15 protein-coding genes are annotated in these 15,045 nt (G+C 38.2%); 2 read left to right on the top strand and 13 right to left on the bottom strand.

Annotated elements, in window-relative coordinates:
- The 10 genes from ftsA to NE257_RS10465 all read right to left on the bottom strand — a co-directional run bounded on the left by ftsA (position 1) and on the right by NE257_RS10465 (position 10,557).
- The gene (gene ftsA, locus NE257_RS10510; protein WP_251886406.1) at positions 1 to 1,338 is read right to left on the bottom strand and encodes a cell division protein FtsA; all 1,338 of its coding nucleotides are present in this window, start codon (positions 1,336 to 1,338) and stop codon (positions 1 to 3) included.
- Between the two features lie 162 nt (positions 1,339 to 1,500).
- The gene (locus NE257_RS10505) at positions 1,501 to 2,520 is read right to left on the bottom strand and encodes a cell division protein FtsQ/DivIB (RefSeq protein WP_007207104.1); all 1,020 of its coding nucleotides are present in this window, start codon (positions 2,518 to 2,520) and stop codon (positions 1,501 to 1,503) included.
- A 14-nt stretch (positions 2,521 to 2,534) separates the two neighbouring features.
- A complete protein-coding gene (murG, locus tag NE257_RS10500; protein ID WP_251886405.1) occupies positions 2,535 to 3,632 on the bottom strand; it encodes an undecaprenyldiphospho-muramoylpentapeptide beta-N-acetylglucosaminyltransferase in 1,098 nt (365 codons plus the stop codon).
- Positions 3,633 to 3,651: 19 nt separating this feature from the next.
- Positions 3,652 to 5,010 carry a UDP-N-acetylmuramoyl-L-alanine--D-glutamate ligase gene (gene murD, locus NE257_RS10495; protein ID WP_040365982.1) on the bottom strand — a complete coding sequence of 453 codons (1,359 nt, stop codon included), beginning with the start codon at positions 5,008 to 5,010 and terminating at the stop codon, positions 3,652 to 3,654.
- A 12-nt stretch (positions 5,011 to 5,022) separates the two neighbouring features.
- Positions 5,023 to 5,985 carry a phospho-N-acetylmuramoyl-pentapeptide-transferase gene (gene mraY / locus NE257_RS10490; RefSeq protein WP_007207107.1) on the bottom strand — a complete coding sequence of 321 codons (963 nt, stop codon included), beginning with the start codon at positions 5,983 to 5,985 and terminating at the stop codon, positions 5,023 to 5,025.
- A 17-nt stretch (positions 5,986 to 6,002) separates the two neighbouring features.
- Positions 6,003 to 8,225 (bottom strand): penicillin-binding transpeptidase domain-containing protein, encoded by a 2,223-nt coding sequence (locus NE257_RS10485; RefSeq protein WP_251886404.1) that lies wholly within the window; start codon positions 8,223 to 8,225, stop codon positions 6,003 to 6,005.
- A complete protein-coding gene (gene ftsL / locus NE257_RS10480) occupies positions 8,226 to 8,630 on the bottom strand; it encodes a cell division protein FtsL (protein WP_007207109.1) in 405 nt (134 codons plus the stop codon).
- A 3-nt stretch (positions 8,631 to 8,633) separates the two neighbouring features.
- Positions 8,634 to 9,590, bottom strand: a complete 957-nt coding sequence (rsmH, locus tag NE257_RS10475) for a 16S rRNA (cytosine(1402)-N(4))-methyltransferase RsmH (RefSeq protein ID WP_007207110.1) — start codon at positions 9,588 to 9,590, stop codon at positions 8,634 to 8,636.
- A 14-nt stretch (positions 9,591 to 9,604) separates the two neighbouring features.
- Positions 9,605 to 10,036 (bottom strand): division/cell wall cluster transcriptional repressor MraZ, encoded by a 432-nt coding sequence (mraZ, locus tag NE257_RS10470; RefSeq protein ID WP_007207111.1) that lies wholly within the window; start codon positions 10,034 to 10,036, stop codon positions 9,605 to 9,607.
- A gap of 149 nt (positions 10,037 to 10,185) precedes the next feature.
- Positions 10,186 to 10,557, bottom strand: a complete 372-nt coding sequence (locus NE257_RS10465) for a DUF3397 domain-containing protein (protein ID WP_007207112.1) — start codon at positions 10,555 to 10,557, stop codon at positions 10,186 to 10,188.
- A 110-nt stretch (positions 10,558 to 10,667) separates the two neighbouring features.
- Between NE257_RS10465 and NE257_RS10460 the strand changes: the two genes are divergently transcribed.
- The gene (locus tag NE257_RS10460) at positions 10,668 to 11,624 is read left to right on the top strand and encodes a magnesium transporter CorA family protein (protein WP_251854476.1); all 957 of its coding nucleotides are present in this window, start codon (positions 10,668 to 10,670) and stop codon (positions 11,622 to 11,624) included.
- 73 nt (positions 11,625 to 11,697) lie between these two features.
- Complete coding sequence (locus tag NE257_RS10455; RefSeq protein ID WP_071859021.1) at positions 11,698 to 11,814, top strand: DUF4044 domain-containing protein; 117 nt, start codon at positions 11,698 to 11,700, stop codon at positions 11,812 to 11,814.
- Between the two features lie 71 nt (positions 11,815 to 11,885).
- On the opposite strand, the gene recN is transcribed toward NE257_RS10455, so the two are convergent.
- The 3 genes from recN to NE257_RS10440 all read right to left on the bottom strand — a co-directional run bounded on the left by recN (position 11,886) and on the right by NE257_RS10440 (position 15,044).
- Positions 11,886 to 13,571 (bottom strand): DNA repair protein RecN, encoded by a 1,686-nt coding sequence (recN, locus tag NE257_RS10450; protein ID WP_251854475.1) that lies wholly within the window; start codon positions 13,569 to 13,571, stop codon positions 11,886 to 11,888.
- A gap of 15 nt (positions 13,572 to 13,586) precedes the next feature.
- On the bottom strand, positions 13,587 to 14,039 hold the full coding sequence (locus tag NE257_RS10445; protein ID WP_251852359.1) for an arginine repressor: 453 nt from the start codon (positions 14,037 to 14,039) through the stop codon (positions 13,587 to 13,589).
- Between the two features lie 189 nt (positions 14,040 to 14,228).
- On the bottom strand, positions 14,229 to 15,044 hold the full coding sequence (locus tag NE257_RS10440) for a TlyA family RNA methyltransferase (RefSeq protein ID WP_251886403.1): 816 nt from the start codon (positions 15,042 to 15,044) through the stop codon (positions 14,229 to 14,231).
- Position 15,045 lies beyond the last annotated feature (1 nt).

Genomic DNA, 15,045 nt, shown 5'->3' with positions numbered 1-15,045 from the left:
TTAATCAAAAATATTTGAAAAGAAGCCTTTCACTTTATCTGTCAAACTTTCGCCTGATTGAGATTCTTCTGGTTCTTGGTAATCTAACTCATCACTTTCTTCATAAGCGGTAGTTGGTGCTTCTGAAGTTTGGCGAATAGGTACTGTTTGGTACGATTGCGTCGGTGTGACTTTTTCACCAGTCACGGCACTTTCTGCAATCCGGTAAACATCATTTACATTTGCTGCAAAATTAACCAAACTAATGACATTCGTGAATACTGGATTGCGTAGGCCCATGTGACTTGGTACATAAAGCTTAACAGATGTTCCAAATACTTCTTGTGCTAATTCAACTACGCCTGGTAAGCTAGCCGCTCCACCAGTCAACACCACTCCACCAGGAAGTTCTAATGCTTCAATGCTGTCCAAAACTTCTTTGGACTTAGTGAAGATTTGTTCCATTCTCGCTTCAATGATCTCAGCCAAATATTTTTCACTAACTTTCACTGGATCCGTTTTACCAATCACATCTACCGGAAATTCTTCTGCTTCTGATGTGCGCTCTGGATAAGCATCTCCATAATTAATTTTTAACGCTTCTGCATTGTTAAATGAAGTGTTTAAAACAGTCGAGATATCTTTTGTAACAAACTCGCCGCCTTCTTGATTAACTTGCGTAAATTTCAATTGTTTGTCATGCATCACGGCTGTCGTCGTTTGACCTCCACCAATATCGATTACGGTCGTACCAAAATCTTTTTCACCATCAGATAAAATCATTTCAGTTAATGCTAGTGGCGTGATGATTAATTCATCTAAAATCAATCCTGCATTTGCCACACATTTTTTGATGTTATGGACAATGGTCTTAGGACCTGTATACACAAGACCAAACATTTCCATACGCACACCAATCATCCCGCGTGGATCTTTGATTCCTTCAAAGCCATCAACCGTAAATTCTTGTGGAATAATAGCCACAATTTGTCTTTCAGGTGGAATCGATCTAACCAAAGCAGCAGATGTTACATTTCGGACATCTTCATCCGTGATTTCTTTGGACTCACCGTTTACGGCAATCATCCCTTGGCAATTTTCAACTTCTAATAAGTTTGCTGGTAATCCAACGCTGACATTGCGAATTTGAATGCCCGCTTTTTCCTCTGCTTGACCAATCGCACGATGAATTGCATTCACTGTTTTTTCGATATCTACGACGATACCGCGATTGATTCCTTCTGATTTGGCATTTCCTACGCCAATAATATTCATTTGGTTATCGATATATTCAGCAACTACTACTTTTACTGATGATGTACCGATATCCAAGCCCACATAAATTCCTGATTTTGCCATGGATGGGATTCCCTCCTAATTGTATCTATATCTTATTCACTCAATCGCCAAATAAAATGGAATTTTCTTTCATTTCTACCAATTTTACCATATTTCATAGAGGATGAGAAAGGCGTTGGGATAAATAATATACAATTTTTTATTTTAAATTGCTAAATTTGCCTAATTATTCTCCTGACTAGAATCTGATGGTACTGAGTCCTCACTCGAAGAAGTGGTATCACTTGTATTGGTTGTATCAGAAGTGGAAGTCGTTGAACTTTCATATGGCGCATAAAAAATACCAACTTCCATATCAATTGTCCCTTTTTCTGTTAAATCTTTTGCTATTTGTGGATAATACTTCATTTGACTTGCTAAATTATCGATATTTACAATCACTGTATTGCCATCATTCATATACAAGTGGAGTAATTGGTCATTTGCTTTAGTAGCTTCATAAGAAATTTGCGAGATGGCACTTTGTAGTTCACTAGATAATTTTTTGTATTGGGTAATTGTTGCCAAAATTTGCTCATTATTCGTAAATTTTTCCAAAATAACTTCTTGCTTACTCGCCTCTTTACGCGTTTCAGCCAGTACTTTTCCGCTAGCTAAAATAGGAGAATAGGTACCATTTTTTGATAATTGGGCGATTTCTTCATACTCAGTGACGGATAGTTTCAATTGATTGATTCCAGTCATTTTAATGGCAACAGACTTAATACGTGGGTACTTCGTCTCAATTTTTTTTGCCGCTTGCGAGCGGTCTTGATATTGTTGCCAAAAATTTTCGTCTAGTTGTAGCTTTGATGCGGCAATAATCTCTTGTGTTGTTACTACTTGATTGCCTGATACTTCAATTTTTCCTAAGCGACTATAAGGTGAAATAAAATACCCACAAATGATTAAAGGAATTGTTAAAAGACCTAGGATGAAGGAGACACGTCGGATTAATTGCTTATTATGGTAAGAATGCAAATTTGGTAACTTGTCCATAAAAGAAACTCGTTCGCTTGCTCTATTTAATTGAATATCTTCATCATCATATGAGTCACTTTTCTCTTTTTTTTCATCAGCAACACTTACTTGATCATCGGTTTGCCCTTTTTCTTCTTCATTCTTTTTTTGAAGGTATCGGGCATGCTCCTCTTGCCATGGTGTAAGGGGCGTTTCTTCGGATTGAGATTCTTTCTTAGTCATGTGACTTCCTCCTCTCAATCTCGCATAATCGATTGGGACAATTGATACAATCTCTCTGAGGCATCTGGTATCCCCTCTTTTTTGGATGCTACCGCCATGTTTTGGCGAAGTTGCTCATCGTTCATAATTTTATCAATTGCAAAAACAAGTGATTCTGCATCTAATTCTGCATCACGAATCATGTCCACAGCACCAACCTGAACAAGGCTTTGCGCATTCTTGGTCTGGTGATCATTCGTCACATAAGGACTAGGAATTAAAATGGCTGGCAATCCCAGTGCAGTAAACTCGGCGATGGATGTTGCGCCCGCACGACCAATTAGTAACTCGCAATTAACCATTACCTCATCCATTTTAGTAATATATGGTTGGATGCTGATATTTTTAAACGCATCTTTGGTCATGCCAATTGATTCTTCGATTTCTTGGAAATATCGCTCACCTGAGGCATAAAGCACTTGATAGCTTTTTTTAGCAAGTGTAGGGAGGGCATCAATGACTGCTTGATTGATTTTTAGTGCCCCTTGACTGCCACCAAAAATTAATACAGTCGGAATACCCGGTGTTAAATTGTATTGACTCAAGATTTCAGATTTTTTTACACCTGCTACTTCTTGAGCTCTCGGGTTACCGACTAACACTGTTTTCTCTTTTGGAAAGTAGGCGGCCGCATCCTGAAAAGCTATGGCGATACGATCCACGTATCGTGCCAAAAACTTATTGGTCACTCCTGGAACACTATTTTGCTCATGGATGATTGTCGGTACGTGTAATTTTGCCGCTGCATAAACGACTGCTCCGGACACATAACCACCAGTACCGATCACGATATCTGGTTGAAATTCTTTGATGATTTTTTTCGCTTGACGAATACTGGTTAAAAATAGTTGCACTGTTTTGATGTTATCAAACGAAAGGCTTCTTTTAAAGCCTTGTATTTCTAACGTTTTAAATTCAATGCTTAGTGGAGGAACAATTTTATTCTCCAGTCCTCTTTTAGCACCAACATACATAAATTGGGCGTTGGGATCGAGTTGCTTTACATAGTTTACAAATGCTAAAGCAGGATAAATATGTCCCCCAGTTCCACCACCTGTTACAAGTACTTTCATCTTTTTCTCTCATTTCTTCCTATTTTAGCTGTTGCATCGCTTGAACAAAGCGATCGCCACGTACTTCAAAGTTAGGGTATTGATCCCAGCTGGCATTGGCTGGAGATAGTAAAATCGTGTCACCAGGTTCACTAAGCGTAAATGCCAATGGAACAGCCGATTCCACATTTTCACTAAATTTAATAATCGGTATACCTGCCTTTTGGGCCGCATCTGCCAATTTATCTTTCGTTTGACCAAACAATACAATTGCCTTAATCCCTTTTAAATCAGGAATTAATTCATCGAAAGAATTGCCTCGATCTAAACCACCAGCGAGTAATACCAATTTTTGATGATCAAATCCACCTAAAGCCATTCTTGTCGCTAGACTATTTGTCGCTTTGGAGTCATTAAAGAAACGGACATCGCCATGTGTCCCTACATATTGCGTACGATGGGGCACACCGGTAAATTGACTAAGTGCTGCTTTAATTGCTTCAGGACGGACCTGTTTTAAGCTTGCAACAGCAATCGCTGCTAAAGCATTTTCCACATTGTGCTGGCCCGGTACACCTAGTTCATCTACTGACATAATCAATTGTCCTTTAAAGAACAATTGGCCGTCTATCTCATAGGCTCCGTCGACTTGTCCTTCTGTACTAAAAGGTACAACTGTCGCTTTGGTTGATTTTGCTAATTCTCGTAATTCCGTTTGATTCCAATTGATGACCAAATAATCTTTGTCAGTCATATTTTTTTGAATGCGCCACTTTGCTTGAACATATTCTGGGCGGCTACCATGGTAGTCAATATGGGCTTCATAAATATTAGTGATAACGGCAATTTCTGGATGAAAGTCGGTAATGCCCATTAATTGAAAACTAGAAAGTTCCATTACTAATTCATCATCTGCGATTGCTTCTTGTGCAACAGAGCTAGCTGGGTAACCAATATTACCGGCTAGTCGAGCGACTGAATTGCTGCGCTCTTGATTTAGTACATGGCCAATCATCGTCGTTGTTGTCGTCTTACCATTTGTTCCAGTAATTCCAATGATTGGTGCATCAGCTATTTCATAAGCCAATTCAACTTCGGTAATAATCGGAATATTTCTTGATAAGGCTTCTTGAACAAATGGATGGGTGTATGGAATTCCGGGATTTTTTACAATTAATGTGAACCCTTCGTCTAGTAATTCTAATGGATGACTACCTGTGATAACTGTAATCCCTTCTGATAACAATTCCTGAGCATCTTTATTTTCTTCAAATACTTTTCCGTCATTAACGGTAACAAGTGCGCCCAAATGATGAAGCAATTTGGCCGCACTAAATCCGCTTTTGGCTAATCCTAGCACTAAAACTTTTTGATTTTCATATGTCTTGATTGTTTTCATGTCCATCGTCTCCTATAAGATAATCCATAGCGTTAGCATAGAACAAATTAACCCAATTGTCCAAAAGACACCATTAATTTTCCATTCAGACCAACCAAGCATTTCAAAATGATGGTGAATCGGTGACATTTTAAACAATCTTTTACCTGTCAGTTTAAAGTATCCTACTTGTAAAATAACGCTAAGTGTTTCGCACACATACACAAAGCCGATTAATAACAGTGTCCATTCTTGATGTAGGAGAATCGATACCGCTGCTAATATCCCGCCAAGAGACAACGCGCCGACATCACCCATAAAAATTTTAGCGGGCTTGTGATTGTATACAAAAAAGCCGATTAATCCACCAATCACACTTAGACACAAAATTAAAATATCTGTTTGATTTTGTGCATAGGCGATGATTGCATAGGTTGCAAAGGAAATCGTCCCTAGGCCAGCAACTAAGCCATCAATCCCATCTGCCAAATTCACCGCATTGGAAAATCCGACTAACCAGATAATGACAAACAGTCCATACAGATAACCCAGAGGAATGGTAAAACCTAATATGGCGAGTTGATTAACATTTCCATCATATAGATACACACCGTAAAAGATCAAGGCTCCGATGATTTGCCCTAGTAATTTTTGTAGCGAGTTCAGTCCTAGATTTCTTTTTTTAAAAATCTTGATGAAGTCATCTAAAAAACCAATCATGCCGTAAAGTGCAAGAATGAATAATAAAATTGCAAGCGTTGCTGTAACTTGGTTTTGCCAAAGTCCTACCCAAAGCGATGTAATAACTGTCGCCAACAAAAAGACAACGCCACCCATTGTCGGCGTACCTGCTTTCTTCTGGTGCCACTTTGGTCCTTCTTCACGTATTTCTTGCCCGTATTTTTTCATTTGAAAATAGCCAATAAACAGTGGCATGAATGCCACTGTTATCCCAAATCCACTTGCTAACGGTAAAAACATTTTTTCCCAATCCATCTTTTGCACCCCTATTACTAGTTTTCTTTTAAAACAATTGTTAATTTTTGATTGCGGATGGTTGCATATGCTTCTATGCTCTGTGAAGTAGCATATCCTTCCCCTTCAAAGGTAACATCAATATTTAATAGATCGGCTAATTTTACTATATCTGTTTTTGACCAACCTGTAATATCTGGCATCGTAACTGCATCATCATTGGTTAGTAATAGCAATTTTTCACCCGGTAATACTGTCTTGCCGACATCAATCGATTGTGATTTCACTTTGCTTCCTTCACCTAGTACAACTGGGTCAAGCCCACTTTTTTGAGCAGCCGTTGCGGCGGTCGTGGTCGATAAATTACGATAGTCGTCAACGGTAATTTTTTCAGTCGATATCTCTGTCGATTCACCATCAGTCGTTGCATCAGAACTCGTTAAGTCCATCGCTCTTTTTAAAATGGCATTGGTGATATCTGATAACGCATTGTAATCATAATTTTTCGGTTGTTTAATCGTCAAATAGAAAATATATTCAGGATTTTCAGAAGGAACAATGGAAACAGCGGAATAAATATAATCATTTGCGCCAGTTAAATATGCGCCATTTTCTGATATTTGAGCCGTCCCGGTCTTCACACTGACGTGGTAACCAGGGACACTGTACTTACCATATGCAATCCCATATTCCTCATTTTCAGTGGTATCTCGCATGTATTCTCTTACTTGTTCTGTCGATTCTTTGGTAACCGGATTTCCGACTACTTCAGGCTCCATCACGGTTATCTTGTTTGTATTTGGATTAACAATTTTGGTTATATATTGCGGTTTTAGCATCGTACCATTGTTGGCAATTGCGGTAAAAGCTTGCATCATTTGAAAATTGGTTACCCCGATACTTTGTCCGAATGAACTCATCGCAGTATCGACAATATTCGTCGAAGGGAGCGTACCTGATTTTTCATTTGCTAACCCTGAATACGTACTTTGACCAAATCCAAATTTTTTCAAATATTGACGCCATGCATCTGGCATTTTTTGTTCTAAGATGACCATTCCTTTATTACTAGACCAAGACAAGGCTTGGCGCATCGTTAACGTACCTTTTTCCCCATGGTCCCAGTCATCGATTGTCGCATCTGCAATTTCAATTTTCCCACCTTGATATGTCTCGTTGGGATCATATACGCCTTGAGTAATTGCCGCTGCGGTGGTCAAAATTTTCATTGTAGATCCCGGCTCATACGGATCTTCAACTAATGTATTCGCCCAGTTAAAGTTTGAATCGTAGTCAGTGCCTAGTCCTTTTTTGGTTTCAGGATCAAATGACGGCTGCTGGTCAAGTGCTAAAATCTCACCAGTATTTGCTTTGACAAGCATGGCAGTCATACTTTTTGCACCTAATTTTTCATAATATTCTTTCATATACTTCTCTAGATAGACTTGCAAGCGACTATCTAACGTCGTATAAATATCTTTTCCATCTTTGGCAGCCACGGATTCAGATACAGTACCAGGAAGTGGATTTTGATAATTGTCTCGTTGGTAGACAATTTTTCCATTGGTTCCCTTAAGAATATCGTCATAGGCGGATTCAATTCCCATTTTGCCGACAAGTTCTTTTTCTCCAGATTTATTTTCTACCAAATCAGTATACCCAATTAAGTGAGAAGCAAACTCTCCATTTGGATACATTCTAGCTTGGCTTTCATTAAAATAAATGCCGACTAAATTTTCTGCTTTCAAATCTGCTTCAATTGCTGTTCGTTGCTTCAAGGTTAAGTTTTTTGCTTGACTAAATTCTACTAACCAAAGATTTTCTTTGGCACCATTTTTTAAAGCAGTCAAAGCTTTTTTTTCGTCAAATCCACTAACTTCTTTGGCTAAGATTGCGACGAGTTTTTCAAAGTCTTTTTCTTGGGCATATAGTTTTTTATTTCCACTCGTATAGGTCTTTGATAGTGTTGCGTATGCCGAATAGGAAGTCGCATCCTCAGCAATGGCAATACCATTTCGATCATAAATAGTTCCTCGCTTAGCCTTGACAACGGTACTTCCTTGATACAATTGTTTTGTTTTTTCTGCTAGTGATACATTATTGACTTTCCCTATAACGGCGATTTTTGACAGCTGAATAACAAATAAAAAGAACATCACAAATGTCATGGAAAATAAAATAATTCCCACAATTTTGCGATTGTTCTTTGGTGATTTGTTTTTCTTATTGAAATATCGCTTCATCTTTTTTTTTAAACTCATTTACTTCACATTCCTTAAATTATCCTCTTTGATTGACAATCCTTTTTCTTCAGCGATTTTTTGAATTCTCTCGGTTTTTGACAACTCATTTTTTTCTTGTTGCAAATCTGTTTTCGTTGTATTTGCATCATCAATTTTGTTTTGAATCGTCGTAATTGTATTTTCAACTGAGCTAATTTGTGTCCGTAAATTGATTGCCAAAAGTCCCAAAGCAATCGCTCCAAAAATGATAGCAGATGTCAACCATTTTTCAAGTTTGCTTAGTTTTGCTAATCTTGTGAATGGAGAAGTTGGTACATGGATCACTTCTGGGCGATGAATTTCTTCATAGACTTTCTGTTGATCTGGCTGAAGATTGGTATCATATAATTGTGTATGTAAGTCTTTGATTTTCAATTCAGCCATACCTTAACTCTCTCCCTCTTTTACTTTTTCGACAATTCGTAGCTTGGCACTACGAGACCGATTATTTTCTTCTAGCTCCAATTCACTTGCCGTGATTGGCTTACGATTAATTACTGTCAGCATTGGTTGATATTCATCAGGAATAACGGGCAAACCAGGCGGTAACTCCTTGACTTGACTGTATTCTTTAAACATATTTTTTACTAAGCGATCTTCCAATGAGTGAAAGGTAATAACACTAATGCGGCCATGGATTGCAAGCAATTCTATGGCCTGCTCTAGTGACTCTTCAACTGCACCTAGTTCATCATTCACAGCAATCCGTATTGCTTGGAAAATCCTTTTAGCTGGATGTCCACCCTTGCGTCTAGCTGGAGCCGGTATAGCTGTCTTAATAATTTCCACTAACTCAGATGTTGTCTCAATTGGTTGATTTGCCCGTACTCGTTCAATTTCACGAGCAATTTGTTTTGAAAATTTTTCTTCTCCATAGCGGAAAAAGATTTTAACTAACTCGTTGTAGGAATATGTATTCACCAAATCATGAGCTGAGAAACTCGCTGATTGATCCATTCGCATATCTAATGGCGCATCTTGATGGTAACTAAATCCCCGTTCAGCTTCATCTAATTGTGGTGACGATACACCTAAATCGTATAAAATACCATCGACTTTCATAACGTCTAATTCGGCTAGTTTTGATTTCAACTCACGAAAATTACTCTTAATAAAGGTCACTTGACCTTTATCGACAAAGCTTTGTAGACGTTGTTTAGCAAAATCCAGCGCTTTTTGATCTTGATCAAAGGCGTATAAATGTCCATCTGGTCCTAATTGGCTTAATAGATATTCACTATGGCCCGCACCTCCTAGTGTGCAATCCACATAAATGCCATCTGGTTTAATAGCTAATCCTTCTACTGTCTCTTTCTTTAAGACCGTATAGTGCTGAAATTCCAATGCTTTTCCTCTTTCTACAACCCAAAATCAATCATGGTTTCTGCTATTTCATCAAAGTTTTCTTCCGCTTCTTCAGAGAAAGCGTGCCATTTTTCTTCATCCCAAATTTCAATACGATTGGCTACCCCAATAATTACACAAGCTTTTGTCAATTTTGCATGCTCTCGCAACGTCGTGGGGATATTGATTCTTCCTTGTTTATCTATTTCACATTCAGTAGCTGCAGAATAAAAGAAACGAACGAATGTCCGCGCATCTTTCTTTGCAAGGGGCATTTCACTTAGCTTTGCTTCAAGCTGATTCCATTCACTCAACGGATAGCCAAATAGACACCCATCTAGTCCTCGCGTCACAATAAACTTCTCACCGAGCTGTTCACGTAATTTTGCAGGGACTATTAGGCGACCTTTTGCATCAATCGAATGTTGAAATTCACCCATCAACATCGCTAGGACCCCCTATCTACCACTTGATAAATAAAGTCTACCACAATCCCCCACTTTCTACCACAAAATATCTGAAAAGTTAAGACTTTTTTTGACTTATTTTTACCTTTTAAGTTTGAGCTATTTTTCTAATCCAAAATGAACCAAACTTAAGCAACTAAAGCGAAAATATTCCAGCATAACAGGACACCATATAAAAAAATTGTAAGCAAAAATGTCATTCGCCAATACATTTTAAATAGTCGCCCATAATGTACTTCGTCAAAAAAATAAGCGTGAATCAATACTAAGCCCATCCCTAATAAAATAATGGAAATAAAATAATACGCAATCACACTTCTTCCTAGTGCTGCAGTCGAGAAGAAATACAGACCAATCATCAACAGAGGTGTCGCGATATCCGGTGCTTTCAATTGATATTTTTGATTTAAGTGAAAAAAGGAAACGATGAATTTAGCCCCGATAATTGCTATAATAGGGTAAATGTACCAAACAAGTAAATCTAGAGTAAAAGGTTTCATTAGGATAAATCCTTTCTATTGTATTAGCTATACTATACTTCATTTTGTTTACACGAGTATTTCATTTTGTTAAAAATTCCAACTATTTCGAAACTATTTAGGAGGTTACTATGATTCATTATTACGCTCTTAATCAAGATCAGTTAAAAAAACAGGATGCTGACACGAAAGAAGTTTTTTGGTTACATATTGAGAATCCGACTTCCGACGAGTTGACGACAATTTCTACAAATTACCATTTACCTATGGATTATCTAACTGCGATCTTAGACGATGCCGAAAATTCTCGGTATGAAGGATTGGAGCAGACGATTTTTGAACGAGCAGCATTATTGCTGTTACAATACCCGCATGCCTTAACAAGTCCCAATGGCTATCCTCAATACGAAACCTATCCATTGGCAATCATCTTTACACCTGAAAAAAAAGTCCTAACCGTCTCAAAATATCCGCCGATTTTTTTCGATGAATTGCCCGACGTCTATCTTCAACAAAATGATATGTCTGTCGAAATGAATTTGGTCCTTCAAATTTTATGGAAGCTTGTTTTGTCTTTTAACCGTTATCTGAAAAAAATAAAGTTGCAATTATCAGAGCTAGAAGGCCAAATCAAAGTATCCACTGAAAATAAGCAATTGTATCAAATGTTAGACATTCAAAAAAGTTTGGTATTAATTGAATCAGCTACAAAAAACAACTTAGCAACTCTATCTGATTTCTCGGAGATTGCTTTACTGAAAAAAAATCATGCCGTACACAATCACTTACAAGATGTCCTAATAGAAACAAAGCAAGCAGTAACCTCTGCTACAATTCATCTGCGTTTAGTCAGCCAAATTACCGATACCTTCTCAGCGATTGTTTCAAATAATTTGAATAACGTCATGAAAATCCTCACTTCGTTAACACTAGTCTTAACCATTCCTACGATAATCGGAGGAATATACGGAATGAATGTCTCTCTTCCATTTGCCAACTCAAAGGGAGCTTTTTGGCTCATTGCTGGCGGAACTGTTTTGCTTTGCGTCCTTGCCATGCGCTATCTTAAAAAGAAAAATCTTTTGTAATTCTCCCCTCTGGCTTGAGTTATCGTATAGAAGGTTGTAAAATGACTCTAATGACAAAAAAAGGATGAATACAATGAGCGAAAAAAAGAAAAAAAGTAGATTTGCTAAAATTACGATGGTGGTTGTTTGGACCATGTTAATTCTTACAATTGGATCGATTGTTCTGGGTGCTATTACAAGTATTCAATAAAAGAGAAGCTGAAACGATGGCAAAAAAATCGTTTCAGCTTCTTTTTTTATCTCTCAATCGGCTAAAATTTGCTATCTGTTACTTTTTTGAGCTAATCGTAAGAGCTCTTTTGCATGCTCTTTTGTTAACGTCGTGACTTCAGCACCCGCTAACATGCGGGCAATTTCTTCCACGCGTTCCTCTTTCGTCAGTTCAACGACGGTGGTCTTGGTTCGATTATTCTGAACCGTCTTTGAGATAAAATATTGAAAATCAGCAAAAGCCGCAACTTGAGGCAAATGCGTAATACATAGAACTTGCGAGCGGCGACCAATTTGCGAAATTTTTTCAGCAATTGCTTGGGCTACTCGTCCACTCACACCAGTATCTACTTCATCAAAGACAATACTTGTTAATTCCTGACTGGTTGAAAAGACCGTCTTTAAGGCTAGTAAAATCCTAGATATCTCACCACCACTAGCTACTTTTTCTAGTGGGCGCAACGGCTCACCTGGATTAGCAGATAAATAAAACAAAACGTCATCTTTTCCAAATTCGTTGTATCCTTGAGATAGCGCCTCAAAACGGACGGCAAATTGCGTATGCTCCATGTACAGTTCACGTAACTCGTTCATGATTGCTTTTTCTAAACGACGCGCAATTTCTTTACGATTTTCATGCAGGATTGCTGCTTTTTTCGCTACCTGCTCCTCTTTCTCTTTTAATAGCGATTCAAGCTGATCAAGCTGCCCATCAGATTGTGCGGTCTCTAATAGTTCAAGGGAAATCTTCTCATAGTACGCTAAAATAAATTCTACTGACTCACCATACTTTCTTTTAAGCTGATGAATGATCTCCAGTCTATCCTCGATTTGATGCAAGCGTTGCTCATCAAACTCAAGTATGTCCATTTGACGGGACAAATCAGCTGCAACATCTTGTAGTTGATAATAAACAGTCGTTAGTGACTCTGACAATAATTCATACTCTTTCCCAAACGACGCTACGCTTTCTAATTCATTCGCTGCCAGACTCACATTGTCTAAGACACCATGATCATCAGTACTAAGTAGCTGATGTACACTTGCAAATGCATCAACTATTTTTTGAAAGTTTAGTAATTTGTCACGTTCTTCAGTTAAAGACTCTTCCTCACCAGAAACCAATTCTGCCTGCTCAATTTCATCAACTTGATACCGTAACATATCCAATCTTTGAACATAAGACTGTTCATTTTTCTTGCGAGAAAGTACTGTTTTGGCTAATGCTTGCCATTCTTTATACAAGGCTTTGTATTCTGTGAGAGCAAGCTGAAAGTCACTACCACCAAATTCATCTAACAAGCGCTGGTGTTGATCGGCCTGCAAGAGTGATTGATGTTCATTTTGACCTTGTATATCCACCAAAAAACGACCAATGCGTTTTAAATTGGCTAATGTCATGACATGGCCGTTGACACGACAAATTGACTTACCATTCAGCGCAATGTCGCGCTGTACGACCAGATAGTCTTCTTCTTGATTCACTAGTAGTTCTTGCATGAGTGCAAAAAATTGTGGGTTTTTCGGCCAGTCAAAGACGCCTTCTAGATGGCAGCGATCTGCCCCCTGACGAATCACATCGACCGAAGCACGGCTACCTGCTAAAAGACCTAGCGCATCAATAATAATTGATTTTCCTGCACCTGTTTCACCTGTCAATGTCGTCATGCCTTCATGAAAAGAAAGCGTCAACGACTCGATAATCGCAAAATTTTCAATCGTCATTTCGACTAACATTTGCTCACCAACCTTTTAGTGCTCGTATTGTTTTAACCATGTAAACAAGTCATTACATGCCTCTTGTGAGTTTGAAATCATCAATACTTTGTCATCATCTGTTAAAATACCAAATAACTCATCGTTGTATTGACGATCAATTAGTGGTGCAATGGCTACTGCATTACCTGGAATTGTCTGTAACAGAACAAATTTGTCCATCTTTTTAACATGAATAAAGGCGTTTTTTAATAATTTATCTAATTTCATCGCCTGTTCTTCTTCATTTTGAGCAGGAAGACTATAGCGGTACCCACCCAATTCTGAAGGGACTTTGACTAATTTTAATTCTTTTATATCTCTTGAGACAGTTGCTTGCGTCACATGAATGCCACGTTCTTGCAACACTTGCACAAACTGTTCTTGTTTTTGGATGTCCATCTCTAGCAACAGTCGCGTAATTAGACGATGCCGTTCTTTTTTTTTCATCCGCATCCCTCCTTCTATTTCTCACTTATGATAGCGTATTTTTTACTTATTGAAAAGGTCTATTAGAAAGCATGAAAGAAAACTAATTGTTCGTGATTTTTGGGAAAAAGAAAAAATACATATCACAAATGGCTTCATCCATTTTACTCAAATGGTTTTACCTTTCGTGTAACATGTATTTTCACTTCTTTAAGTTAATTGATTGTGTGCTTCAGTAACGACAGCGTCAATGGAAACAGTTGGAGCTAATTGGCCTTTTTGGCTAGCTTTTTTCAAATGAATCAAAAACTCAATGTTGCCTTCCCCACCTGTAATTGGTGAATAGGACAAATTTTCTACATCAAAGCATTCATTCGTGGCAAACGAAACAATCATCTCAATCACTGCTCGATGCGTCTGCGGATCGCGGACTATTCCGTGCTTCCCTACAGCTTCACGGCCAGCTTCAAATTGAGGCTTAATCAATGCCATCACATCACCTCTATCAAGCAAAATCTGATGCAACTTCGGCAAGATTAATTTTAATGAAATAAATGATACATCAATTGTAGCGACTTCTGGCGTACCAAATTGAAAATCCGCAGGTGTTGCATAGCGAAAATTCATGCGCTCCATGACAACGACGCGTTCATCTTGACGCAACTTCCATGCCAATTGGTTGTATCCTACATCCAAAGCATAACTTAATACAGCCCCATTTTGCAATGCTACATCCGTAAAGCCCCCGGTCGAGGCGCCGATATCAAGAACGCGCTTGTCCTTCACTGAGAAATCAAATTGTTTTAAGGCCTTCTCCAACTTTAAGCCACCTCTTGAAACATATGGTAACTTTTTGCCTTTTATTTCAAGAATTGTTTGATTGTCGATCTTCTCGCCTGGTTTATCAAGACGTTCTTTATTTTTTTCGATATAGACTAGCCCCGCCATAACACCTCGTTTGGCTTGCTCTCGTGTTTCAAATAACCCTTGTTGAACAGCTAAAACATCTACCCGTTCTTTCTTCATC

This window comes from Enterococcus italicus (genome assembly GCF_023743875.1).
Classification (GTDB): Bacteria; Bacillota; Bacilli; order Lactobacillales; family Enterococcaceae; genus Enterococcus_G; species Enterococcus_G italicus.
This window is presented reverse-complemented; position numbering and strand designations above follow the sequence as displayed.

What these genes read in the sequence shown, in the direction of transcription:
- ftsA (WP_251886406.1), bottom strand. Translation starts at nt 1,338, where the DNA reads ATGGCAAAATCAGGAATTTATGTGGGCTTGGATATCGGTACATCATCA.
- NE257_RS10505 (WP_007207104.1), bottom strand. Translation starts at nt 2,520, where the DNA reads ATGACTAAGAAAGAATCTCAATCCGAAGAAACGCCCCTTACACCATGG.
- murG (WP_251886405.1), bottom strand. Translation starts at nt 3,632, where the DNA reads ATGAAAGTACTTGTAACAGGTGGTGGAACTGGGGGACATATTTATCCT.
- murD (WP_040365982.1), bottom strand. Translation starts at nt 5,010, where the DNA reads ATGAAAACAATCAAGACATATGAAAATCAAAAAGTTTTAGTGCTAGGA.
- mraY (WP_007207107.1), bottom strand. Translation starts at nt 5,985, where the DNA reads ATGGATTGGGAAAAAATGTTTTTACCGTTAGCAAGTGGATTTGGGATA.
- NE257_RS10485 (WP_251886404.1), bottom strand. Translation starts at nt 8,225, where the DNA reads ATGAGTTTAAAAAAAAAGATGAAGCGATATTTCAATAAGAAAAACAAA.
- ftsL (WP_007207109.1), bottom strand. Translation starts at nt 8,630, where the DNA reads ATGGCTGAATTGAAAATCAAAGACTTACATACACAATTATATGATACC.
- mraZ (WP_007207111.1), bottom strand. Translation starts at nt 10,036, where the DNA reads ATGTTGATGGGTGAATTTCAACATTCGATTGATGCAAAAGGTCGCCTA.
- NE257_RS10465 (WP_007207112.1), bottom strand. Translation starts at nt 10,557, where the DNA reads ATGAAACCTTTTACTCTAGATTTACTTGTTTGGTACATTTACCCTATT.
- NE257_RS10460 (WP_251854476.1), top strand. Translation starts at nt 10,668, where the DNA reads ATGATTCATTATTACGCTCTTAATCAAGATCAGTTAAAAAAACAGGAT.
- NE257_RS10455 (WP_071859021.1), top strand. Translation starts at nt 11,698, where the DNA reads ATGAGCGAAAAAAAGAAAAAAAGTAGATTTGCTAAAATTACGATGGTG.
- recN (WP_251854475.1), bottom strand. Translation starts at nt 13,571, where the DNA reads ATGTTAGTCGAAATGACGATTGAAAATTTTGCGATTATCGAGTCGTTG.
- NE257_RS10445 (WP_251852359.1), bottom strand. Translation starts at nt 14,039, where the DNA reads ATGAAAAAAAAAGAACGGCATCGTCTAATTACGCGACTGTTGCTAGAG.
- NE257_RS10440 (WP_251886403.1), bottom strand. Translation starts at nt 15,044, where the DNA reads ATGAAGAAAGAACGGGTAGATGTTTTAGCTGTTCAACAAGGGTTATTT.